This window comes from Burkholderia sp. BE12 (assembly GCF_002959955.1).
GTDB lineage: Bacteria > Pseudomonadota > Gammaproteobacteria > Burkholderiales > Burkholderiaceae > Burkholderia.
The window spans coordinates 15,160-37,352 of record NZ_PREY01000015.1 but is presented as its reverse complement, the minus strand read 5'-3'; the positions used below and the strand labels follow the sequence as shown (position 1 = coordinate 37,352).

The 22,193-nt window shown below is 66.3% G+C and carries 21 protein-coding genes and 1 tRNA gene; 10 read left to right on the top strand and 12 right to left on the bottom strand.

Annotated features, from left to right (window positions below):
• Positions 1-82 precede the first annotated feature (82 nt).
• From proB to rplU, 4 genes are all read right to left on the bottom strand, one after another.
• Complete coding sequence (gene proB / locus C4B30_RS18355) at positions 83-1,201, bottom strand: glutamate 5-kinase (RefSeq protein ID WP_027783475.1); 1,119 nt, start codon at positions 1,199-1,201, stop codon at positions 83-85.
• An 89-nt stretch (positions 1,202-1,290) separates the two neighbouring features.
• Entirely contained in the window at positions 1,291-2,403 is a 1,113-nt protein-coding gene (gene obgE, locus C4B30_RS18350; RefSeq protein ID WP_027783474.1) for a GTPase ObgE, read from the bottom strand.
• 187 nt (positions 2,404-2,590) lie between these two features.
• Entirely contained in the window at positions 2,591-2,854 is a 264-nt protein-coding gene (rpmA, locus tag C4B30_RS18345) for a 50S ribosomal protein L27 (protein ID WP_027783473.1), read from the bottom strand.
• 24 nt (positions 2,855-2,878) lie between these two features.
• Entirely contained in the window at positions 2,879-3,190 is a 312-nt protein-coding gene (gene rplU / locus C4B30_RS18340; protein ID WP_027783472.1) for a 50S ribosomal protein L21, read from the bottom strand.
• Positions 3,191-3,400: 210 nt separating this feature from the next.
• On the opposite strand from rplU, the gene C4B30_RS18335 reads away from it, so the two are divergent.
• The 9 genes from C4B30_RS18335 (at position 3,401) to C4B30_RS18295 (ending at position 11,322) form a co-directional block, all read left to right on the top strand.
• Positions 3,401-4,396, top strand: coding sequence for a polyprenyl synthetase family protein (locus tag C4B30_RS18335; protein ID WP_027783471.1), 996 nt, complete (start codon positions 3,401-3,403; stop codon positions 4,394-4,396).
• 148 nt (positions 4,397-4,544) lie between these two features.
• Positions 4,545-4,621 (top strand) — tRNA-Pro (locus tag C4B30_RS18330).
• A gap of 139 nt (positions 4,622-4,760) precedes the next feature.
• On the top strand, positions 4,761-6,053 hold the full coding sequence (locus C4B30_RS18325; RefSeq protein WP_027783470.1) for an HlyC/CorC family transporter: 1,293 nt from the start codon (positions 4,761-4,763) through the stop codon (positions 6,051-6,053).
• A 122-nt stretch (positions 6,054-6,175) separates the two neighbouring features.
• Positions 6,176-7,453 carry a GspE/PulE family protein gene (locus C4B30_RS18320; RefSeq protein ID WP_034185394.1) on the top strand — a complete coding sequence of 426 codons (1,278 nt, stop codon included), beginning with the start codon at positions 6,176-6,178 and terminating at the stop codon, positions 7,451-7,453.
• Positions 7,454-7,455: 2 nt separating this feature from the next.
• The gene (locus C4B30_RS18315) at positions 7,456-8,661 is read left to right on the top strand and encodes a type II secretion system F family protein (RefSeq protein WP_034185393.1); all 1,206 of its coding nucleotides are present in this window, start codon (positions 7,456-7,458) and stop codon (positions 8,659-8,661) included.
• Positions 8,662-8,706: 45 nt separating this feature from the next.
• Positions 8,707-9,618, top strand: a complete 912-nt coding sequence (locus tag C4B30_RS18310) for a prepilin peptidase (RefSeq protein ID WP_027783467.1) — start codon at positions 8,707-8,709, stop codon at positions 9,616-9,618.
• 1 nt (position 9,619) lies between these two features.
• A complete protein-coding gene (gene coaE, locus C4B30_RS18305; protein WP_027783466.1) occupies positions 9,620-10,228 on the top strand; it encodes a dephospho-CoA kinase in 609 nt (202 codons plus the stop codon).
• 109 nt (positions 10,229-10,337) lie between these two features.
• A complete protein-coding gene (zapD, locus tag C4B30_RS18300) occupies positions 10,338-11,093 on the top strand; it encodes a cell division protein ZapD (protein WP_027783465.1) in 756 nt (251 codons plus the stop codon).
• Positions 11,094-11,121: 28 nt separating this feature from the next.
• The gene (locus C4B30_RS18295; protein ID WP_027783464.1) at positions 11,122-11,322 is read left to right on the top strand and encodes a DNA gyrase inhibitor YacG; all 201 of its coding nucleotides are present in this window, start codon (positions 11,122-11,124) and stop codon (positions 11,320-11,322) included.
• Between the two features lie 57 nt (positions 11,323-11,379).
• Here C4B30_RS18295 and C4B30_RS18290 read toward each other — a convergent pair whose 3' ends face one another.
• The 4 genes from C4B30_RS18290 to secA form a co-directional block, all read right to left on the bottom strand.
• The gene (locus tag C4B30_RS18290) at positions 11,380-11,823 is read right to left on the bottom strand and encodes an NUDIX domain-containing protein (RefSeq protein ID WP_027783463.1); all 444 of its coding nucleotides are present in this window, start codon (positions 11,821-11,823) and stop codon (positions 11,380-11,382) included.
• Positions 11,820-12,689 carry an ATP-binding protein gene (locus C4B30_RS18285; protein WP_027783462.1) on the bottom strand — a complete coding sequence of 290 codons (870 nt, stop codon included), beginning with the start codon at positions 12,687-12,689 and terminating at the stop codon, positions 11,820-11,822. The genes C4B30_RS18290 and C4B30_RS18285 overlap by 4 nt, the downstream gene beginning before the upstream one ends.
• A 19-nt stretch (positions 12,690-12,708) precedes the next feature.
• Positions 12,709-13,950: a bifunctional glutamate N-acetyltransferase/amino-acid acetyltransferase ArgJ gene (gene argJ / locus C4B30_RS18280; protein WP_027783461.1), complete on the bottom strand. Its 1,242-nt coding sequence runs from the start codon at positions 13,948-13,950 to the stop codon at positions 12,709-12,711.
• A gap of 144 nt (positions 13,951-14,094) precedes the next feature.
• Positions 14,095-16,893 carry a preprotein translocase subunit SecA gene (secA, locus tag C4B30_RS18275; RefSeq protein WP_027783460.1) on the bottom strand — a complete coding sequence of 933 codons (2,799 nt, stop codon included), beginning with the start codon at positions 16,891-16,893 and terminating at the stop codon, positions 14,095-14,097.
• Positions 16,894-17,149: 256 nt separating this feature from the next.
• Between secA and C4B30_RS18270 the strand changes: the two genes are divergently transcribed.
• On the top strand, positions 17,150-17,626 hold the full coding sequence (locus tag C4B30_RS18270; RefSeq protein ID WP_027783459.1) for a DUF721 domain-containing protein: 477 nt from the start codon (positions 17,150-17,152) through the stop codon (positions 17,624-17,626).
• A 79-nt stretch (positions 17,627-17,705) separates the two neighbouring features.
• Here C4B30_RS18270 and lpxC read toward each other — a convergent pair whose 3' ends face one another.
• From lpxC to ftsA, 4 genes are all read right to left on the bottom strand, one after another.
• The gene (gene lpxC / locus C4B30_RS18265; RefSeq protein WP_006487145.1) at positions 17,706-18,623 is read right to left on the bottom strand and encodes a UDP-3-O-acyl-N-acetylglucosamine deacetylase; all 918 of its coding nucleotides are present in this window, start codon (positions 18,621-18,623) and stop codon (positions 17,706-17,708) included.
• 241 nt (positions 18,624-18,864) lie between these two features.
• Entirely contained in the window at positions 18,865-19,371 is a 507-nt protein-coding gene (locus C4B30_RS18260; protein ID WP_027783458.1) for a peroxiredoxin, read from the bottom strand.
• 188 nt (positions 19,372-19,559) lie between these two features.
• Positions 19,560-20,756, bottom strand: coding sequence for a cell division protein FtsZ (gene ftsZ, locus C4B30_RS18255; RefSeq protein ID WP_006477012.1), 1,197 nt, complete (start codon positions 20,754-20,756; stop codon positions 19,560-19,562).
• 192 nt (positions 20,757-20,948) lie between these two features.
• Positions 20,949-22,181 carry a cell division protein FtsA gene (ftsA, locus tag C4B30_RS18245; protein WP_006487138.1) on the bottom strand — a complete coding sequence of 411 codons (1,233 nt, stop codon included), beginning with the start codon at positions 22,179-22,181 and terminating at the stop codon, positions 20,949-20,951.
• Between the last annotated feature and the right edge of the window lie 12 nt (positions 22,182-22,193).

The window sequence follows — 22,193 nt, the reverse complement described above, 5'->3', positions numbered from 1 at the left end:
GGGCCGCCCGCATCGTCCCGTCGCACAAAAAAGCCCGCATCGCGCGGGCTTTTTCATTTGAACGATGGCATTCGGCCGGCGATCACACCAGCACGAGGTTGTCGCGATGAATCAGTTCGGGCTCCAGCATGTAGCCGAGCACGGTCTCGATCTCGCCGCTCGGCTTGCGGTGAATCAGCTTCGTTTCCGCGCTGCTGTAGTTCGTGAGCCCGCGCGCGACCTCGCGCCCGTCCGGGCCGACACACGCGATGACCTCGCCGCGCGCGAACGCGCCCTGCACGTCGATCACGCCGATCGGCAGCAGGCTCTTGCCGCCGGCCGTCAGCTTCTCGACCGCGCCCGCGTCGATCACAACGTGGCCGCGTACCTGCAGATGGTCGGCCATCCATTGCTTGCGTGCCGCCATCCGCGCGGTACGTGCGATCAGTTGCGTGCCGATCGCCTCGCCGGCCGCCAGACGCACGAGCACGTCGGCCTCCCGGCCGCTCGCGATCACGGTATTCGCGCCGCTGTGCGCCGCACGCTTCGCCGCGAGGATCTTCGTCAGCATCCCGCCGCGACCGAGACTCGAACCGGCCCCGCCCGCCATCGCCTCGAGCTCGGGTGCGCCCGCATTGGCCTCGCCGACGAGCGTCGCGTTCGGGTCCTTGCGCGGATCGGCCGTGAACAGCCCCGTCTGGTCCGTGAGGATGATCAGTGCATCGCCTTCGATCAGGTTCGCGACGAGTGCGCCGAGCGTGTCGTTGTCGCCGAACTTGATTTCGTCGGTGACGACCGTGTCGTTCTCGTTGATGATCGGCACGACGCCGAGCCGCAGCAGCGTGAGCAGCGTCGATCGCGCATTCAGGTAGCGCTCGCGATCGGCCAGATCGGCGTGCGTGAGCAGGATCTGCGCGGTGCGGATGCCGTGCTCGGTGAAGCGGCTTTCGTAGACTTGCGCGAGCCCCATCTGGCCGACCGCGGCCGCAGCCTGCAGTTCATCGATTTCCCGCGGGCGCTTGCTCCAGCCGAGCCGTTGCATGCCTTCGGCAATCGCGCCCGAACTGACCAGCACGACTTCCTTACCCTGCGCACGCAGCGCAGCGATCTGAGCGGCCCAGCGGCCGATTGCAGCATGATCGAGCCCCTTGCCGTCGTTGGTCACGAGGCTGGAGCCCACCTTCACCACCAATCGCTTCGAATCCGCGATGATCGAACGCATCCTGCACTGTCTCCTGTATCTGATGCCTGCCCGGCCGGGCGCGATTGAACGCCAACGCCGGGCGGCACGCCCGGCGCGTTACGCACCGTTCAGGCGTCGTCGTCCGGCGCCGCACCGCCCTTCGCCGGCGGCGCATCGCGGAAACGCACGTCCGCCGCGAGATCCTCCTCTTCCGCCGCGCGATGCGCGTCCGAATGTTCGGAGAGATAGTCGTAGATCGCGTAGCACAGCGCTTCGCAGCCCTGGCCCGTCAGCGCCGAGATCTCGAACACGGGGCCGTCCCAACCAAAGCGGTCGAGGAAATCGGCGACGCGCGCCTCGCGCTCGTCTTCCGGCACCATGTCAAGCTTGTTGAGCACGAGCCAGCGCGGCTTCTCGTAGAGCGCCTCGTCGTACTTGCGCAGCTCGCCGACGATCGCCGTCGCTTCCGCGACCGGATCGACGTTTTCGTCGAACGGCGCGAGATCGACCAGATGCAGCAGCACGCCGGTACGCTGCAGGTGACGCAGGAATTGGTGCCCGAGGCCCGCGCCTTCGGCCGCACCTTCGATCAGCCCCGGGATATCGGCGATCACGAAGCTCTTGCTCGGGCCGACACGCACCACGCCGAGATTCGGCGCGAGCGTCGTGAACGGGTAGTCGGCGATCTTCGGCTTCGCGTTCGACACCGACGAGATGAAGGTCGACTTGCCCGCGTTCGGCATGCCGAGCAGGCCGACGTCGGCGAGTACCTTCAGCTCGAGCTTCAGCATGCGCCGCTCGCCCGGCTTGCCGTCCGTCTTCTGGCGCGGCGCGCGGTTCGTACTCGACTTGAAATGCAGGTTGCCGAGACCGCCGGCGCCGCCCTGCGCGAGCATCACCTGCTGGTCGTGCTCGGTCAGATCGGCGATCAGCTCGCCCGTATCCATGTCGCTGATGACCGTGCCGACCGGCATGCGCAGCGTGACATCGTCGCCGCCCTTGCCGTAGCAATCCGAGCCGCGACCGTTTTCGCCGTTGCGCGCGAGGTGCTTCTTCGCGTAACGGTAGTCGATCAGCGTGTTGATGTTGCGGTCGGCGATCGCGTAAACGCTGCCGCCCCGGCCGCCGTCGCCACCGTCCGGCCCGCCGAACGGGACGAATTTCTCGCGGCGCATCGACGCGCTGCCATCGCCTCCGTCGCCGGCGATGACTTCGATTCGTGCTTCGTCAATGAACTTCATTCGTCACTCCGCCCAGTATTTCCGCTATTGTGCCGCGCGCCGGCACGCTTGAACAATCTGCCGTTCGGCCGATCGCATGCCGGTTGCGCGAGGGTCGCCGGCACGCAAATGCGCCCGGCGACCCAATAAAAAAGGCCCCGCGAAGACTGCGGGGCCTTTCGGCTACGAAGCCCGTGAGTGCCTAAACTTAGGCAGCCGCCGGGACGACGATGACCAGATGCTTCTTGTCCGCGCCCTTCGTCGCGAACTTGACGTGACCGTCGATCAGCGCGAACAGGGTGTGATCCTTGCCCATGCCGACGTTCTCGCCAGCGTGCATGCGCGTACCGCGCTGACGCACGATGATGCCGCCGGCATTGATCGCCTGGCCGCCGTACACTTTCACGCCGAGACGTTTCGACTCGGAGTCGCGGCCGTTCCGGGAAGAGCCGCCTGCCTTTTTGTGTGCCATCTGATTGCTCCTTAACCGAGGCGCTTACGCGTTGATCGCGTCGATGCGCAGCTCAGTGTAGTTCTGGCGGTGGCCGCCATGCTTTTGGTAGTGCTTCCGGCGACGCATCTTGAAGATGGTGACCTTGGCATGACGACCGTGCGACACAACGGTGGCCTTGACGGAAGCCCCACTGACCAGCGGCGCACCGAACTTAATCGATTCGCCTTCGCCCACTGCGAGAACCTGGTCGAGCGTGATTTCAGCGTCAATGTCAGCCGGTATCTGTTCTACTTTGAGTTTTTCGCCAACGGCAACCTTGTACTGCTTGCCGCCGGTTTTTATGACCGCGTACATTGAGAACCTCACTCTGGATCCAATTTTTCCGCACACCACGCGCGGAAAACACGTGATTATACATGGGCTTAGCACCCAAGTCAAAGCCGATCGACGATTGCCGCGCGCGGGCCTCGGCCGGACGGCCAAAAATCGCGCCGCGGCGCGTCTGACAGACCGGCATATCGCGGATTCGACTTATAATCCGCGGCATCACCCAATTCCATCATCATGTCGTCGTCCACCGCCTCCCCCACCCTCAGCGCCGCCCACCTGCTCGCCCCGATCGCCAGCGACATGGAGCAGGTGAATCGCGTTATCCGGCAAAGCCTCGCGTCCGACGTGCTGCTGATCAACCAGATCGCCGAGTACATCATCGGTGCGGGCGGCAAGCGGCTGCGTCCGGCGCTGCTGCTGCTCGTCGCCGGCGCGCTCGACGAAACGTCGCACCAGCGGCACGTGCTGGCCGCCGTCGTCGAGTTCATCCACACGGCCACGCTGCTGCATGACGACGTCGTCGACGAATCCGAGCTGCGCCGCGGCCGCCAGACCGCCAATGCGCTGTTCGGCAACGCGGCGAGCGTGCTGGTGGGCGATTACCTCTACTCGCGCTCGTTCGAGATGATGGTCGGCGTCGGCAAGATGCGCGTGATGGAAATCCTGTCCGAAGCGACGACGATCATTTCGGAAGGCGAGGTGCTGCAGCTCCTCAACATGCACGACGCGGACGTCGACGAAGCGCGCTACATGCAGGTGATCCGCTACAAGACCGCGAAGCTGTTCGAGGCGTCGGCGCGCCTGGGCGCGGTGCTCGCGGGCGCCGATGCGCCGACCGAGGCCGCCGCCGCTGAATACGGCCGCCGGATCGGCACCGCGTTCCAGATCATGGACGACTGGCTCGACTATGCAGGTACCGCCGAGGCGATGGGCAAGAATGCCGGCGACGATCTCCGCGAAGGCAAGCCGACGCTGCCGCTCATCTATCTGATCGAGCGCGGCACGCCCGAACAGTCGGCGCTCGCACGCGAGGCGATCGAACAGGGCGGCACCGATCGCTTCGACACGATTTTCGAAGCGATCACGCGCTCGGGCGCACTCGATCACACGCTCGAATGCGCACGCCAGGAAGCGCAGGCGGCGGCCGCGGCGATTGCCGCGTTTCCCGATTCGATCTACAAGGAAAGCCTGCTCGGGTTGTGCTCGTATTCGACGTCGCGTCAATCGTAAACACGCCGCGAACGGGAAGCGATGTCTTGTCTCGAAAATTTTCTTCGTCCAAGTATTCCCTTTTAGAAAAAACATCGTTATAGTTACGTTCTTGCTTGAGACGACGCAGAAATCTTCACGAAGACGGCGAAGTCCGAGGAGCAAAAATCGGGGTGTAGCTTAGCCTGGTAGAGCGCTACGTTCGGGACGTAGAGGCCGGAGGTTCGAATCCTCTCACCCCGACCAGATTTAAAAAAACCGTGCACCACGTGCACGGTTTTTTTTCGTCCGGCCGCCGCGAGCCCCGTGTCGCGCGCGACACATCGCGGTCGCCGGCCTCTGCTATATTTCCCCCATCCCTGTCCTTCACTGCCCTTTCCAACGCGTGGACCAAATTCCCTTATGGGCGCAAATCGGCGCCGTCTTCCTGCTTCTCCTCTGCTCCAGCTTCTTTTCCATTTCCGAGACCGCGATGATGGCGCTCAATCGCCATCGGCTGAAGCATCTCGCCGGCCAGGGCGCGCTCGGCGCGAAAACCACGCAGGGGCTGCTCACGCGCACTGACTTGCTGCTCAGCGTGATCCTGATCGGCAACAACCTGTTCAACACGATCATCCCGGTCCTCACGACGTCGCTCGCGCTCCACACGTTCGGCCGCAACAACCTCGCGCTGTCGATCGCGACCGGCATCGTCGCGTTCCTGATCATCGTGTTCGCGGAAATCGCGCCGAAGATCGTCGGCGCGACGTTCCCCGAACGTATCGCGCTGCCCGCGAGCCTCGTGATCGCCCCGCTGATGCGCGTGTTCAAGCCCGTCGTCTGGTTCGTCAATGCGCTCGCGAACGGCGTGCTGTGGGTGCTGCGCATCAACACGAAGAAGGGTCGCGACCAGCGGATGTCGGCCGACGAGCTGCGGGCCATCGTGCTCGAGTCGAGCAGTTTCATGCCGACCAAGCACCGCAGCATCCTGCTCAACCTGTTCGACCTCGAGAACATCACGGTCGACGACGTGATGGTGCCGCGCCGCCAGATCGAGTCGCTCAACTTCTACGCGCCGCTCGACGACATCCTGCATCAGCTCGAAACCTGCTATCACAACCGGCTGGTCGTCTACGAAGGCGACATCGACAAGGTGCTCGGGGTGCTGCACGTGCGCAAGACGCTCACCGCGCTGCACAACCAGGATTTCGATCGCGAGACGCTGCGCGCGCTGCTCGCCGAACCGTACTACGTGCCGTCGGGCACGCCGGTGGTCCAGCAGCTCCAGTTCTTCCAGGAAATCCGGCAGCGCACCGCGCTCGTCGTCAACGAGTACGGCGAACTCGAAGGGCTCGTCACGCCCGAGGACATCATCGAGGAACTGATCGGCGAATTCACGACGTCGATGCCGCGCAGCGAACGCGCGGGCGGCTGGGACGAGAACGGCGAATGCATCGTCTCGGCCAGCATGCCGCTGCGCGAACTGAACCGCTGGCTGCACCTGAAACTGCCGACCGACGGGCCGAAGACGCTGAACGGACTGGTACTCGAGATCCTCGAGGAAATTCCGGAAGACGACGTGTGCGTGAAAATCGGCGACGTGATGCTCGAAGTGATGCGCAGCGACGATCAGGCAGTACGCACCGTCAAGCTCTTCAAGCCGCGCGGCACACGCACCGGACGCGCGGCCTCGCAGTAGGGCCTGTTCACGCTGATAACGGGCTTGCGCTGGCCCTAACCGAACGGCCGACTGCCGGCGCCGCCCGCGACGCGCGATCATCTGCGCATCACGGTCAACAGGCGGCCAGCGTGCCGGCTCACATGCATTTCCCTTCCTCCGGGGCGCCGCTGCGCACGCAGTCGTCGCCCGCGCATTCCGACGCGCCGCCCGCCGCCGCGCCCCCTGCACTCGATGCGGCCCAGCTCGACGATGCCCCCGCCGTACGCCTGCTGACGGACACGCTCCATGCGGCGCGCGTGCGCGACGCGTCGGACATCCACGTCGAGCCGTTCGAAGCCGGCTGGCGCATCCGTCTGCGCGTCGACGGCGTGCTGCATGAACAGGCGCGACCGCCGCTGCACCTGCGCGATGCGCTCGTCACGCGGATCAAGGTGCTCTCGCGCATGGACATCGCCGAGCGGCGGCTTCCGCAGGACGGCCGGCTGCGCATCGCGATCGACGGCGGCACGCGCGGCGACTACCGCGTCAGTTCGCTGCCCACGCTGTTCGGCGAAAAGCTCGTGCTGCGGCGGCTCGAAACGCTGCCGCCCGATCTCACGCTTGCCAGCCTCGGCTTCGACGCGCGGCAGGCGGCGGCGATGGAGGCCGCGATCCGCGCGCCGCATGGCCTCGTGCTCGTCACGGGCCCGACCGGCAGCGGCAAGACGCTGTCGCTCTACTGCGCGCTGCAGATGCTCGATCGCGACGCGCACAACGTCTGCACGGTCGAGGATCCCGCCGAGATCCAGCTCGACGGGATCAATCAGGTCGGGGTCGCCGACAAGGCGGGGCTCACGTTCGCGACGGCGCTGCGCGCGCTGTTGCGGCAGGATCCGGACGTCATCATGGTCGGCGAGATTCGCGATGCGGAGACGGCCGATGTCGCGATCAAGGCCGCGCAGACCGGTCATCTCGTGCTGTCGACGCTGCACACGAACGACGCACCGGCCGCCATCGCGCGGCTGCTCGACATCGGCGTCGCGCCGTACAACCTCGCCGCCGCGTTGCACCTCGTCACCGCGCAGCGTCTCGTCCGGCGCCTGTGCGTCGCCTGCCGCGTGCATTCGGACGCATCGGCGCGCGCGCTGCGGGAAGCCGGCTGCGACCCGGCGGCGCTGGCGGCCGGATGGCGGCCGTTCGTCGCGCGCGGCTGCTCCGCCTGTCACGGGATCGGCTATCGCGGCCGCATCGGTCTACACCAGACGATGCCGGTATCGCCCGGGGTGGCCGAGCGCATCGTCGCGCGGGCGAGCGTCGGCGAACTCGCGCGATGCGTGGCGGCCGAGGGCGTGCGCACCCTGCGCGACGCGGCATTCGCGCGCGTCATGGACGGCACGACGAGCATCGCGGAAGCCGTCGCCGCCACACCCGCGGCGTGAACATGCGCACGCCGCCGCGCGAAACCCGCTTTGCATGGCGCGGCCGCCATCGCGACGGCTCGCCGCGCCGCGGGATCGTCATCGCCTTCGACGCCGCGGCCGCGCGCGCCACGCTCGCGCGCGACGGCATCGCGGTACTGTCGCTCGACGTCCGCGGGCCGGCCCGTCCGCCCGTGGCGGCCGCACGCGACATCACGCGCTTCACGCGCCAGCTCGCGAGCCTGCTGCAAGCCGGCCTGCCGCTTGCGCCGTCGCTCGAGATGCTCGCGCGCACCCGCACGCGCGACGGCGTGCCGCGCATCGCCGCGGGGCTCGCGCGCGAGATCGTCGGCGGCCGGCGCTTCGCCGATGCGCTCGCACGCTATCCATCGCAGTTCGGCACGCTGTATCGCCAGTTGATCGAGGTCGGTGAGGCGTCCGGTTCGCTCGGCATCGTGCTGACGCGGATCGCGGAACACCGCGAGCGCGCCGATGCGCAATGGCGCAAGCTGCGCGCGGCACTCGCGTATCCGGTCGCCGTCATCCTGTTCGCGCTCGCGATCTCGGTGGCATTGATGGTGTGGGTCGTGCCGACCTTCCGGCAGACCTTCGACGGTTTCGGCGCCGCCCTGCCCGCCCCGACCCGCGCATTGCTCGCGCTGTCCTCCGCGCTGTCGGCATGGGGTGGCGTACTGCTGGCCGGTGCGGCCGCCGCGGGGCTTGCCGCACGGCACGCGCTTCGGCGCTCGGTCGCACTGCGTCACGCGCTCGCGCGGCGCCTGCTGCGCGCCCCGCTCGCGGGCAGCGCGCTGGAGCGGTTCGCGGCCGCACGCTGGTGCCGTTCGCTGGCGACGCTGCTCGGCGCCGGCGTGCCGCTCGCCGATGCATTCGCCACGCTCGAGCGCACGGCCGGCCATCCGGTGTTCGCGCACGCCACCGTACACATCGCCGCACGCGTGTTGCGCGGCGCGCGTCTGGCCGATGCGATGCATTCAGCCGGCTGCTTTCCGGACGACGTCGTGCAACCGATCGCCGTCGCCGAGGAATCCGGTGCGCTCGACACGATGCTCGCCGACATCGCCGCGTCGTGCGAACGCCAGCTCGACGCGCGCCTCGATGCGCTCGCGGCGCTCGGCGAACCGTTGATCGTGATCGTCCTGGGCGCCCTCGTCGGCGGCCTCGTGATCGCGATGTACCTGCCGATCCTTCAACTCGGCAACGTGGTGTAGCATCGCAACCGATTCTGTCGCCTTTTAGTCCGAACCTTGAGCCTCATGACGCCAGCGCACCTGTCCGCCGTTTCCGATTCGCCCGAGGGCACGCTGCTCGCGCTGGCGATGCTGCCGCCCGCGCTGCAGTATGCGTTCGCGGTCGCCATCGGCCTTTGCATCGGCAGCTTCCTGAACGTGGTCGTGCACCGGCTGCCCGTGATGATGCAGCGCGCATGGCAGGCCGAGATCGCCGAGGCGACGGGCGCCGCGAGCGCCCCGCCCGACGACGGCTATCCGCCGCGCTACGATCTGTGGCGCCCGCGCAGCGCCTGCCCGCATTGCGGCCACGTATTGCGCGCCTGGGAGAATATCCCGCTCGTCAGCTACCTGATGCTGCGCGGGCGCTGCCGGCGCTGCGGCCATGCGATCGGCGTCCGTTACGTGCTCGTCGAACTCGCGTGCGCACTGCTCGCCGCCGTCTCGCTCGCGGCGTTCGGCCCGAACGTCGCCGCGCTTGCCGCGTTCGCGCTGTGCGCGGCGCTGCTCGCGATGAGCGCGATCGATATCCGGACCGGCTACCTGCCCGACTCGATGACGCTGCCGCTGCTGTGGGCCGGGCTCGTACTGAACCTCGGCGGCACCTTCACGTCGCTGCGCTCGGCCGTGATCGGCGCGATGGCCGGCTACCTGTTCCTGTGGTCGATCTACTGGCTGTTCAAATGGCTGCGCGGCATCGAGGGCATCGGTTTCGGCGACCTGAAGCTGCTTGCCGCGCTCGGCGCGTGGATGGGCTGGGCCGCACTGCCGCAGGTCGTGCTGTTCGCGGCGGTGACCGGCGCGATCGTCGGGCTCGTCGCGACCTGGCGCGGCCGCATGCGCTTCGAGGAGCCGATTCCGTTCGGTCCGTTCCTCGCGGCCGGCGGCGTCGCCACGTTGTTTTTCGGCACCCCTTTCTATGCGGCGCTCGGAGGCTGACATGTTTTCCGTAGGACTCACGGGCGGCATCGGCAGCGGCAAGACGACCGTCGCCGATCTGTTCGGCGCCCGTGGCGCATCGCTCGTCGATACCGATCTGATTGCCCATCGCATCACCGCACCGGGCGGCCTCGCGATGCCGGCGATCGAGCAAGCTTTCGGTCGCGGCTTCGTGGCCGCCGACGGCTCGCTCGATCGCGCGAAGATGCGCACGCTGATCTTCAGCGACGACGACGCGCGGCGGCGCCTCGAAGCGATCACGCACCCGTTGATCCGCGCGGAAACCGATCGCGAGGCACGCGAAGCACGGGGCCCGTACGTGATGTTCGTCGTGCCGCTGCTCGTCGAGTCGGGTACCTGGAAGGCGCGCAGCGATCGCGTGCTCGTCGTCGACTGCCCGGTCGAAACGCAGATTGCGCGCGTGATGCGGCGCAACGGTTTCACGCGCGAACAGGTCGAAGCGATCATCGCGCGGCAGGCGACGCGCGAAGCACGCCTCGCGGCGGCCGACGACGTGATCGTCAACGACACGGTCACGCCCGCCGCGCTCGCCGCGCAGGTCGATGCACTGCACCAACGCTACGTCGGATTCGCGGCCGCCGGGCACTGAGCGTCGCGTGCAATCGTGATGGTGTACGAAATTGGCGCGTTGCTAGGGTAGAGAGGGGGCATTAGAATGTCCTTCATTGTTTCAATCCCTACCGAAGAGGCGAGCGCGCTTGATTCTTTACGAGTATCCGTTCAACGAGCGAATTCGCACGCTGTTGCGTCTCGAAGATCTGTTCGAGCGCTTCGCGTTCTTTTTGGCTCAGGAGGACCCGCGTGAACACCACGTCGCGTTGACGACGCTGTTCGAAATCGCCGAGGTAACGGGCCGCGCGGACCTGAAATCGGATCTGATGAAGGAGCTCGAACGTCAACGCCAGACGCTCGCCCCCTTTCGCGGCAATCCGGGCATCGAGCAGAACGCGCTCGAAGCCGTGCTCGGTGAAATCGAGCAGACGCTCGCGAATCTCGCGCAGATGCAGGGCAAGACCGGCCAGCACCTCGTCGACAACGAGTGGCTCGCCAGCATCCGCAGCCGCGCGGTAATTCCGGGCGGTACGTGCAAGTTCGACCTGCCGTCGTACTACGCGTGGCAGCAATGGCCCGCCGAGCAGCGGCGCCAGGACATCGCGAAGTGGATCCTGCCGATGCTGCCGTTGCGTGACGCCGCGGCGATCGTGCTGCGGCTCGCGCGCGAATCGGGTCAGGCGTCGAAGGTCATGGCGATGCAGGGCAGCTACCAGCAGATGCTGTCCGGCCGTACCTACCAGCTGATGCAGGTACGGGTGCCGCCGGAGCTGCGCGTCATTCCCGAAGCGAGCGCCAACAAATACATGTTGTGGGTACGGTTCACCATGCAGGACGGCGATGTACGGCCGCGCGCGGTGGACATCGACGTGCCGTTCCATCTGACACTGTGTAATCTGTAACGGCCGCGTGCCGGATCAATGCTTTCGTATGACTACCGTCGTGAAATGTCCGTCGTGCGGCGCCGAAGTGCGCTGGACGCCTGAAAATCAGTTCCGCCCGTTCTGTTCGGTCCGCTGCAAGCAGCTCGACCTCGGCGCATGGGCCGCGGAAAAGTACCGGATCGGGGGCGCCGCCGACGAGGGTCCGTCGTCGGAAGAAGACGGCACCGACGGCCGTCGCGACAGCTGACCGGCACCACGCCGGCCACCCGCGATATGGCCCGCCTTTCCGCAGGCCGCCGCGGCGTCAGTGCGACGCCGCTTCCTTCTCGAGCAGTGCCAGCACCGGCAGCGCCGCCGGCAGCAGCGGCGCGACTTCGACCGGCAGTCGCTGCCACACGAACGCCTGCCCTTCCTTGCTGTGCGGCTCTCCCGTCCAGCCCGTCACCTTGCAGAAATAGAGCCGCACGTACGCGTGCGGATAATCGTGCTCGAGCGTGTGCCAGCGGTGGCTGGCCGTGACTTCGATGCCGAGTTCCTCATGCAGCTCGCGCGCAAGCGCGTCCTCGACGCTTTCGCCGGCCTCCAGCTTGCCGCCCGGAAACTCCCAGTAGCCTTCATACGGCTTGCCCTGCAGGCGTTGCGCGAGCAGATAACGGCCGTCCGGCTGCACCATCACGCCGACCGCGACTTCCGTCACCTTACGGCCGTCCGGCGCCCGCACGCCGCCCTGTGCCAAGTTCGCGCTCATGCCTGCTCCTTGCGGCCCGACCAGTCACGCGCGAACTGCCATGCGACGCGGCCCGAGCGCGAACCGCGCTCGAGCGCCCATACGAGCGCGTCGCCACGTGCCGTCTCGATCTCCGCATCCGGGCAGCCGAAGTGACGCAGCCAGTGCGCGACGATGTCGAGGTAGTCGTCCTGCTTGAACGGATAGAAGCTGACCCACAGGCCGAAGCGCTCCGACAGCGAGATCTTCTCCTCGACGACTTCGCCGGGGTGAATCTCGCCGTCCGGGAGATGCTTGTACGACTCGTTGTCGCTCATGTACTCGGGCAGCAGATGGCGGCGGTTCGACGTCGCGTAGATCAGCACGTTGTCCGACTGCGCGGCGATCGACCCGTCGAGCGCGACCTTCAGCGCCTTGTAGCCCGATTCGCCATCCTCGAACGACAGGTCGTCGCAAAACACGATGAATCGCTCCGGACGCTGCGAAATCAGGTCGACGATATCGCCGAGATCGTGCAGGTCGTCCTTGTCGACTTCGATCAGGCGCAGCCCGTCGTTCGCGTACGCATTCAGGCACGCCTTGATCAGCGACGACTTGCCGGTACCGCGCGCGCCGGTCAACAGCACGTTGTTGGCCGGCTTGCGCTGCACGAACTGCCGCGTGTTCTGGTCGATCAGCGCTTTCTGGCGATCGATGTTGTGCAGGTCGCCGAGCGTGATCGACGACACGGCCGGCACCGGCTGCAGGTAACCGCGCCCCTGACGCTTGCGCCAGCGGAACGCGTGGGCCGCGTTCCAGTCGATGGCCGCCGGTGCAGGCGGCAGCATCCCTTCGAGACGGCCGAGCAGCGCTTCCGCGCGCGTCAGAAACTGTTCAAGCTTGTCCATGTCGTTCGAGCGCTCCCGATCAGGAGCGGTAATCCGCGTTGATACTCACGTAATCGTGCGACAGGTCGCACGTCCAGACGGTAGCCTGCGCGTCGCCACGGCCGAGCAGCACGCGGATCGTGATCTCGCTCTGCTTCATCACGCGCTGGCCGTCCTCTTCCTGGTAGGCCGGGTTGCGGCCGCCTGCCTTCGCGACGAGCACGTCGTCGAGATAGAGGTCGATCTTGCCGACGTCGAGATCCGCGACGCCCGCATAGCCGATCGCCGCGAGAATCCGGCCGAGGTTGGGGTCGGATGCGTAGAAGGCCGTCTTCACGAGGGGCGAATGGCCGATCGCGTACGCGATCTGGCGGCATTCGGCGACGCTCTTGCCGCCTTCGACCTGCACCGTCATGAATTTCGTCGCGCCTTCGCCGTCGCGCACGATCAGCTGCGACAGCACCTGCGCGACGTCCGTCACCGCGTCGCGCAGCGCCGCATAGGCCGGCGAATCGGTCGACGTGATCGCGGGCAGCGTGCTCTTGCCCGATGCGATCAGGATGAACGAGTCGTTCGTCGACGTGTCGCCGTCGATCGTGATGCAGTTGAACGAGCGGTCGGCCACTTCCTTCACGAGCGTGTCGAGCACCGGCTGCGCGACGTTCGCATCGAACGCGAGGAAGCCGAGCATCGTCGCCATGTTCGGCTTGATCATGCCCGCGCCCTTGCTGATGCCCGTGAGCGTGACCGTGTGGCCGTCGATCGTCACCTGGCGCGACGTCGCCTTCGGCAGCGTGTCGGTCGTCATGATCGCCTGCGCGGCGTCGAACCAGTTCGCGGCCTTGCGGTTCGCGAGCGCGGCCGGCAGGCCGGCCTTCAGGCGGTCGATCGGCAGCGGCTCGAGGATCACGCCGGTCGAGAACGGCAGCACCTGCGCCGGCTCGATGCCCGCGAGACGCGCGAGTTCCGTGCAGGTCTCGCGTGTGTTCACGAGGCCCGGCTCGCCGGTGCCCGCGTTCGCATTGCCCGTATTCACGACCAGCGCGCGAATGCCCGCGCCGCCGGCCCGTACCTTCGCCAGGTGCTCGCGGCAGACGGTGACCGGCGCCGCGCAGAAACGGTTTTCGGTGAATACGCCCGCGACCGTCGCGCCTTCGTCGACGGAGATGACCAGCACGTCCTTGCGATTCGGCTTGCGGATGTTCGCCTCCGCCCAGCCGAGCGTGACGCCGGCGACGGGATGCAGTTGGGCGGGATCGATCGACGGAAAATTGACAGCCATGGGGCACACCTGCCGGATGGAAAATGCCGGCACGCGCCGGCATCGATTGGAAGAACCGGCGGCCGCACGCGCGGGCCGCCGCAACTCACATCACTGACTCGAAGCTGCGAACGACGCGGCACGCGTGACGCGCGCCGCCGCCGATCATGACAGCTTCCCGTGACATTGCTTGTACTTCTTGCCGCTGCCGCACGGGCACGGGTCGTTACGGCCGACCTTCGGCATTTCGCCGCCGGGGCCGCTGTGCGTCATCGCGCTGCCGACCATGTCGGCCGTCGCCGTGGCCGCCGCGGCCGCCGTGACGTTGGCCACCGGCGCGCCGCCGTCCGCGTAGTCGGCGTGCTGGTATTCGACGTTCTCGAGATGACCGCCGCGCTCCTCGATCTGCTCGGCCGCTTCCTCGAGCTGCTCCGGCGACTGGATCTGCACGTTCATCACGATGCGCGTGACTTCCTGCTTGATCGCGTCGAGCATCGCGGCGAACAGCTCGAACGCCTCGCGCTTGTATTCCTGCTTCGGGTTCTTCTGCGCATAGCCGCGCAGGTGGATGCCCTGGCGCAGGTGGTCGAGCGCCGCGAGGTGCTCGCGCCACAGGCGGTCGACCGTCTGCAGCATCACCGAACGCTCGAACGCGCTGAACGATTCGCGGCCGACCATCGCGACCTTCGACTCGTACTGCTCGTCGGCGGCCGTCATCACCGCGTCGAGGATCTCCTCGGCCGTGATCGACGACGACTCGTTCACCATTTCCTGGATCGCGAGGTCGAGCTGCCAGTCGTTGCGCAGCGCTTCCTCGAGCTCGGGCACGTCCCACTGCTCTTCGATGCTGCCTTCCGGCACGAACTGGCGGACGACTTCGGTAACCACGCCGTGACGCATCGCGGTGATCGTCTCGGTGATGTCGTGCGCTTCGAGCAGTTCGTTGCGCTGCTGGTAAATCACCTTGCGCTGGTCGTTCGACACGTCGTCGTATTCGAGCAGCTGCTTGCGGATGTCGAAGTTGCGCGCTTCGACCTTGCGCTGCGCCGATTCGATCGACCGCGTGACGATGCCCGCCTCGATCGCCTCGCCTTCCGGCATCTTCAGGCGATCCATGATCGAGCGCACGCGGTCGCCCGCGAAGATGCGCAGCAGCGGATCGTCGAGCGACAGGTAGAAGCGCGACGAGCCCGGATCGCCCTGACGGCCCGCACGGCCGCGCAGCTGGTTGTCGATGCGGCGCGATTCGTGGCGCTCGGTGCCGATGATGTGCAGGCCGCCCGCGGCCTTCACCTGCTCGTGCAGCGTTTCCCACTCGTCGTGCAGCTTCTGGATGCGGCGCGCCTTTTCGTCGGCCGGGATCGCATCGTCGGCCTCGATGAACGCAGCCTGCTTCTCGGCATTGCCGCCGAGCACGATGTCGGTGCCGCGACCGGCCATGTTGGTCGCGATCGTCACGCGGTTCGGACGACCGGCTTCCGCGACGATCGCCGCTTCGCGCTCGTGCTGCTTCGCGTTCAGCACTTCGTGCGGCAACCCGGCCTGCTTCAGCAGGTGCGACAGCAGTTCGGAGTTCTCGATCGACGTCGTGCCGACCAGCACCGGCTGGCCGCGCTCGTAGCAGTCGCGGATGTCGCGGATCACCGCGTCGTAGCGCTCCTTGGCCGTCTTGTAGATCTGGTCCTGCTTGTCGATCCGTTTCGGCGGGCGGTTGGTCGGGATCACGACCGTCTCGAGGCCGTAGATCTCGTTGAATTCGTACGCTTCGGTGTCCGCGGTACCGGTCATGCCGGCCAGCTTCGCGTACATCCGGAAGTAGTTCTGGAACGTGATCGACGCGAGCGTCTGGTTCTCGCTCTGGATCTTCACGTGTTCCTTCGCCTCGACGGCCTGGTGCAGCCCGTCGGACCAGCGGCGGCCGGCCATCAGGCGGCCCGTGAATTCGTCGACGATGACCACTTCGCCGTTCTGCACGACGTAGTGCTGATCCTTGTGGAACAGCGTGTGGGCGCGCAGCGCCGCGTACACGTGGTGCATCAGCGTGATGTTCTGCGGCGCGTAGAGGCTCTCGCCCTCGCCGATCAGGCCCCATTCGGCGAGCAGGCGCTCGGCCTTCTCGTGGCCCGATTCCGTCAGGAACACCTGGCGCGCCTTCTCGTCGAGCGTGTAGTCGCCCGGCTTCTCCACGCCCGTGCCGTCGGCCTTCTCTTCGCCGATCTGGCGCTCGAGCAGCGGCGGCAGCGCGTTCATCCGCACGTACAGCTCGGTGTGATCCTCGGCCTGGCCCGAAATGATCAGCGGCGTACGCGCTTCGTCGATCAGGATCGAGTCCACTTCGTCGACGACCGCGAAGTTCAGGGCCCGCTGCACGCGCGCGTCGGTCTCGTAGACCATGTTGTCGCGCAGGTAGTCGAAGCCGAATTCGTTGTTCGTGCCGTACGTGATGTCTGCCGCGTACGCCTGCTGCTTCTGGTCGTGCTCCATGCCGGACAGGTTGATGCCGACCGACAGACCGAGGAAGTTGTAGAGGCGCGCCATCCATTCGGCGTCGCGCTGCGCGAGGTAATCGTTGACGGTCACGACGTGCACGCCGCGGCCGGCCAGCGCATTCAGGTACACGGGCAGCGTCGCGACGAGCGTCTTGCCTTCGCCGGTGCGCATTTCCGCGATCTTGCCGTAGTGGAGCACCATGCCGCCGATCATCTGCACGTCGAAGTGCCGCATCTTCAGCACCCGGCGGCTCGCCTCGCGACAGACCGCGAAGGCCTCGGGCAGCAGCTTGTCGAGCGACTCGCCGGCCGCGACCCGCTGGCGGAATTCGTCCGTCTTGCCGCGCAACTGGTCGTCCGTCAGCTTCTCGATCTGCGTTTCGAGCGCATTGATCGTCGTGACGGTCTTTTGGTATTGCTTGACGAGCCGCTGGTTGCGGCTGCCAAAAATTTTCTGGAGAAAACCGGTTGTCATCGGATCGGATCCTGCGTCGCAGCACCGGCGCCCGGCGCGTGTTGCGCGCCCCGGCGCCCGAGCCTCGGCGGCTTAGCGAATTAGTGGACTCAAACGTCGAATTTTAGCACGCGGGGACGCGTGCGCCTGCGTCCCGGCCAGACGGGCATTGCGCGCCCAAGCCGGGCGCACGGGGGCGAAAGCCGCCCGTGCGCGGGCCGGCGCGGGTACAATCGGCTGCAACGTCCGCGCGCGTGCGCGCTCGAAGAAAGCCTCGATGAACCGATTTTCCAAGCGTTTCGGCCCGCTCGCCGCCTATCGCCCGCAACCCGTGTCCGAAGTGCTCGGTCGTACCGACGCATTCGCGGCGCTGCGCGCCGGCGTCGAGCAGATCGCATCGCTGCAGCGCGACCTGGGCGCGTGCCTGCCCGACTATCTCGCGAATCATGTCGAACCGGGCTTCATCAAGGATGGCACCCTGACCCTCTTTGCCGCGCACAATGCGCTGGCCGCCCGATTGCGACAGGTCGAAGTGCGGCTGCTCGGCGATCTCCAGAAGCGCGGCTGGCCCGTGACGACGCTGCGCGTGCGCGTGCGGCCGAAGGACGCGCCGGAGCCGCCGCAGGTGAAGCAGGCACGGATGACCTCGACCGGCGCCGCCGCGCTGCGCGACCTCGCCGACCACCTCGAACCGTCGCCGCTGCAGGCCGCGCTCGCGCGGATGGCGGCACGGCACGGCGCGAAGCCGCGTTGACCGCACGGGCCGCGGGCGGCCCCAGCCAACAAAAAAGCGACCCGAGGGTCGCTTTTTTATCGCTTGCGCTGAACGCCGGTCACGCGAAGGCCGTCTGCGCGTCGAACGCAAACCCTTTCGGCGCAGCCTGGGGATCGTCGAACGTCACGATCTCGTACGCGTCCTCGTGTGCGAGCAACTCGCGCAGCAACGCGTTGTTCAGGCCGTGGCCCGACTTGTACGCGGTGTACGACGCCAGCAGCGGGTGGCCGATCACGTACAGGTCGCCGATCGCGTCGAGCATCTTGTGCTTCACGAACTCGTCGTCGTAGCGCAGCCCGTCGTTGTTCAGGATCCGGTACTCGTCGAGCACGATCGCGTTGTCCATGCTGCCGCCGCGCGCCAGGCCGATCTCGCGCAGCATCTCGGCCTCGTGCGCGAAGCCGAACGTGCGCGCGCGCGCGATCTCGCGCACGTACGACGTGGTCGCGAAATCGACTTCGAGCTCCTGGCCCGTCTTGTCGACGGCCGGGTGGCGGAAGTCGATCGAGAACTTCAGCTTGAAGCCGAAATACGGATCGAGACGCGCGAACTTGTCGCCATCGCGGATTTCGACCGGCTTCTTCACCTTGATGAAGCGCTTCGGCGCGTTCTGCTCCTCGATGCCCGCGGACTGGATCAGGAACACGAACGTGGCGGCGCTGCCGTCCATGATCGGGATTTCCTCGGCCGTCACGTCGACATACAGGTTGTCGATGCCGAGACCCGCACACGCGGACATCAGGTGTTCGACCGTCGACACGCGCACGCCATCCTTCTGCAGCACCGACGCGAGCCGCGTGTCGCCGATCGACATCGCCGATGCGGGAATGTCGACCGGCGTGGGCAGGTCGACGCGTGAAAAAACGATGCCCGTGCCGGGGGCGGCGGGACGGAGCGTCAACTCGATCTTGCGGCCCGAGTGGACACCGATACCCACGGTCTTCACGATGGATTTGATGGTGCGCTGCTTCAACATGGTCTTCTTCGTCTTGATTGAAGATATCAATCAGGAGTTATATTCGATAGACGGGATTATAGCGTAATTCCCTATTCAACGCTGTCTGAAACTGCGTATCAATCTGTTTCGACAGTTTACCCGCGCCGATACGGGACGGGCCGATGCCCGGAACGGAGGCGTTTCCGGTCATCGGCCCGTGTTACAACTGCCCTGAGGCTTGGCGAGCAGCGTTGCCGGAAGGCAACGGCGCACCGCACGATCAGGACGTCAACGTCGCGAGAACACTCGCCGCACCACTCACTTCGAATTTGCCCGGTGCTTCGACGGCCAGCGTCTTGACCACACCGCCGTCAACCACCATCGCGTAGCGCAGGGAACGAATTCCCATGCCACGCGCGGACAAATCCTGCGTCAGCCCCAGCGCATGAGTGAAAGCCGCGCTACCGTCCGCCATCATGCGCACCTTGCCCGCGGTGTGCAGATCACGTCCCCATGCGCCCATCACGAATGCGTCGTTGACGGACACGCACCAGATCTCGTCGATCCCCGCCGCGCGCAGTCGCTCGGCGTGCTCGACGTAGCCCGGTACATGCTGCGCCGAGCAGGTCGGCGTGAAAGCGCCCGGCAATCCGAAGATCACCACCCGCTTTCCCGCAACCTGGTCGCGCACGCTGCAGGCGTTCGGCCCCAGCGTGCACCCTTCGCGCGCATCGTCGATGAACTCGAACAATTGCGCGTCGGGCAGCGCGTCGCCCACTTGAATCATGGCTGGTCCCTCATAGCGATACGGTTTTTCAGCGTGTTGCGGACAGCACGGCCCATCCCGCCTCGCTCGAGCGAAGAGGGCACCTTTCCCGGCCCGGCGTCGCATCCGACGCGGCCTGTCGTGGTCCGTAGCATCCGTCACGCCGGCGATACCGCGGCAGTTTCGCCGCGGCTTCGCCTGTGTTTGCGTCAGTCAGCCTGCTTGCGCAGGAAAGCCGGGATGTCGTACGTGTCGACACCCTTCTCCTGCAGCGCCTGCACGTGCGATGCCGCGGTTTCGCGCGAATTGCGCCACACCGCCGGCGTATCGAGCGCGCCGTAGTCGGCCGTGCTGACGTGATGCGGCTGCGCATAGCCGTGCGACACCGCGCTGACCGGCTGGTTGTCCGTACCCGTGCGCAGCAGCGTCATCGGAGCCGACTGCTGCTTCTTCGCCGCACGGCCCAGACCCGTCGCCACGACCGTCACGCGCAGTGCATCGCCCATCGCGTCGTCGTACACCGCACCGAAGATCACCGTCGCATCTTCCGCCGCGTAGCTCTTGATCGTGTTCATCACTTCGCGCGTTTCCGACAGGCGCAGCGAACGGCTCGACGTGATGTTGACCAGCACGCCGCGCGCACCCGACAGATCGACGCCTTCGAGCAGCGGGCTCGCCACGGCCTGTTCCGCCGCGAGGCGCGCGCGATCGACGCCGGCGACCGTCGCCGTGCCCATCATCGCCTTGCCCTGCTCGCCCATCACCGTCTTCACGTCTTCGAAGTCGACGTTCACGAGGCCGTCGACGTTGATGATTTCCGCGATACCTGCCACCGCGTTGTTCAACACGTCGTCCGCGCACTGGAAGCACTTGTCCATCTCGGCGTCGTCGCCCATCACGTCGAACAGCTTGTCGTTCAGCACGACGATCAGCGAGTCGACGTGATCCTCCAGTTGCTGCGAGCCTGCTTCGGCGACGCGCATGCGCTTGCCGCCTTCGAACTCGAACGGCTTGCTGACGACACCGACCGTCAGAATGCCCATCTCCTTCGCGATCTGCGCGACCACCGGTGCCGCGCCCGTGCCCGTGCCGCCACCCATGCCGGCCGTGATGAACACCATGTGCGCGCCGCGCAGTGCGTCGGCGATGCGCTCACGCGCTTCTTCCGCTGCCGCACGCCCCATTTCCGGCTTCGCACCGGCGCCAAGACCCGTGTTGCCGAGCTGGATCACCGACGATGCGCGCGAACGCGACAGCGCCTGGGCGTCCGTGTTCATCACGATGAAGTCGACGCCCTGCACGCCGCGGTTGATCATGTGCTGGACGGCATTGCCGCCAGCGCCGCCAACGCCGACCACCTTAATGATGGTGCCGTTGGTTTCGGTTTCCAGCATTTCGAATTCCATTGTTGCCTCCGTCAAGAGAATGACTGCTACTCGGCCGTTATTCGGCAGGAGATCGGGCAACCCCCTGTCGCGCGCCAGCCGCCGGCACCAGCGCGAATTTCGATTCGGTTTGTCCCCAAGAAAACGCCGGGCCGCCCCGGGTTTTCCTGGCCCCTCAGGGGGCAGGCTCGGCATGCCGAGCCGTGGGGATACTTAAAAATTGCTCAGGAACCATTCCTTCATCCGCGAGAACACCTGCCCCGCGTTGCCGGACTGCACGGCGACCTTGCGGCCGCGCATGCGCTGCGCACTGCCTTCGACGAGCAGCCCCATCGCCGTCGAGTAGCGCGGATTGCGCACGACGTCGGAAAGACCGCCTGCATATTCCGGCGCACCGATGCGCACCGGCTTCAGGAAAATGTCCTCGCCGAGCTCGACCATGCCCGGCATCATCGACGCGCCGCCGGTAATGACCACGCCGGAGCTCAGGAGTTCTTCGTAACCCGATTCGCGCACGACCTGCTGCACGAGCGAGAACAGTTCCTCGACGCGCGGCTCGATCACGGCCGCGAGCGCCTGACGCGACAGCGTGCGCGGGCCGCGTTCGCCGAGGCCCGGCACTTCCACCATTTCGTCCGGATCGGCGAGCGCCTGCTTCGCGATCCCGTAGCCGACCTTGATGTCTTCCGCATCCGGCGTCGGCGTGCGCAGCGCCATCGCGATGTCGCTCGTGATCTGGTCGCCGGCGATCGGAATCACCGCCGTGTGGCGGATCGCGCCTTCGGCGAAGATCGCGATGTCCGTCGTGCCGCCGCCGATGTCGACCAGCACCACGCCGAGATCCTTCTCGTCTTCGGTCAGCACCGCGAGCGACGACGCGAGCGGCTGCAGGATCAGGTCGTTCACTTCCAGTCCGCAGCGGCGCACGCACTTGACGATGTTCTGTGCGGCGCTCACCGCGCCCGTTACGATGTGCACCTTCACTTCCAGCCGGATGCCGCTCATCCCGATCGGCTCGCGCACGTCTTCCTGGCCGTCGATGATGAATTCCTGCGTGAGGATGTGCAGCACCTGCTGGTCGGTCGGGATGTTGATCGCCTTCGCGGTCTCGATCACGCGCGCGACGTCCGTCTGCGTGACTTCCTTGTCCTTGATCGCGACCATCCCGCTCGAATTGAAGCTGCGGATGTGGCTGCCCGCGATCCCCGTGAACACGTTGGTGATCTTGCAGTCGGCCATCAGCTCGGCTTCCTCGAGCGCGCGCTGGATCGACTGCACGGTGGCCTCGATGTTCACCACCACGCCTTTCTTCAGACCCTTCGACTCGCTCTGGCCGAGACCGATCACCTCGTAGTGACCCTCGCCCTTCAGCTCGGCGACGATGGCCACCACCTTCGACGTGCCGATGTCGAGGGAAACCAGCAGATCCTTGTAGTCTTTGCTCATAAAGTGCTCTTG

Coding starts and splice junctions, on each gene's coding strand:
- proB (WP_027783475.1), bottom strand. CDS start 1,201: ATGCGTTCGATCATCGCGGATTCGAAGCGATTGGTGGTGAAGGTGGGC.
- obgE (WP_027783474.1), bottom strand. CDS start 2,403: ATGAAGTTCATTGACGAAGCACGAATCGAAGTCATCGCCGGCGACGGA.
- rpmA (WP_027783473.1), bottom strand. CDS start 2,854: ATGGCACACAAAAAGGCAGGCGGCTCTTCCCGGAACGGCCGCGACTCC.
- rplU (WP_027783472.1), bottom strand. CDS start 3,190: ATGTACGCGGTCATAAAAACCGGCGGCAAGCAGTACAAGGTTGCCGTT.
- C4B30_RS18335 (WP_027783471.1), top strand. CDS start 3,401: ATGTCGTCGTCCACCGCCTCCCCCACCCTCAGCGCCGCCCACCTGCTC.
- C4B30_RS18320 (WP_034185394.1), top strand. CDS start 6,176: ATGCATTTCCCTTCCTCCGGGGCGCCGCTGCGCACGCAGTCGTCGCCC.
- C4B30_RS18315 (WP_034185393.1), top strand. CDS start 7,456: ATGCGCACGCCGCCGCGCGAAACCCGCTTTGCATGGCGCGGCCGCCAT.
- C4B30_RS18310 (WP_027783467.1), top strand. CDS start 8,707: ATGACGCCAGCGCACCTGTCCGCCGTTTCCGATTCGCCCGAGGGCACG.
- coaE (WP_027783466.1), top strand. CDS start 9,620: ATGTTTTCCGTAGGACTCACGGGCGGCATCGGCAGCGGCAAGACGACC.
- C4B30_RS18295 (WP_027783464.1), top strand. CDS start 11,122: ATGACTACCGTCGTGAAATGTCCGTCGTGCGGCGCCGAAGTGCGCTGG.
- C4B30_RS18290 (WP_027783463.1), bottom strand. CDS start 11,823: ATGAGCGCGAACTTGGCACAGGGCGGCGTGCGGGCGCCGGACGGCCGT.
- C4B30_RS18285 (WP_027783462.1), bottom strand. CDS start 12,689: ATGGACAAGCTTGAACAGTTTCTGACGCGCGCGGAAGCGCTGCTCGGC.
- argJ (WP_027783461.1), bottom strand. CDS start 13,950: ATGGCTGTCAATTTTCCGTCGATCGATCCCGCCCAACTGCATCCCGTC.
- secA (WP_027783460.1), bottom strand. CDS start 16,893: ATGACAACCGGTTTTCTCCAGAAAATTTTTGGCAGCCGCAACCAGCGG.
- C4B30_RS18270 (WP_027783459.1), top strand. CDS start 17,150: ATGAACCGATTTTCCAAGCGTTTCGGCCCGCTCGCCGCCTATCGCCCG.
- lpxC (WP_006487145.1), bottom strand. CDS start 18,623: ATGTTGAAGCAGCGCACCATCAAATCCATCGTGAAGACCGTGGGTATC.
- C4B30_RS18260 (WP_027783458.1), bottom strand. CDS start 19,371: ATGATTCAAGTGGGCGACGCGCTGCCCGACGCGCAATTGTTCGAGTTC.
- ftsZ (WP_006477012.1), bottom strand. CDS start 20,756: ATGGAATTCGAAATGCTGGAAACCGAAACCAACGGCACCATCATTAAG.
- ftsA (WP_006487138.1), bottom strand. CDS start 22,181: ATGAGCAAAGACTACAAGGATCTGCTGGTTTCCCTCGACATCGGCACG.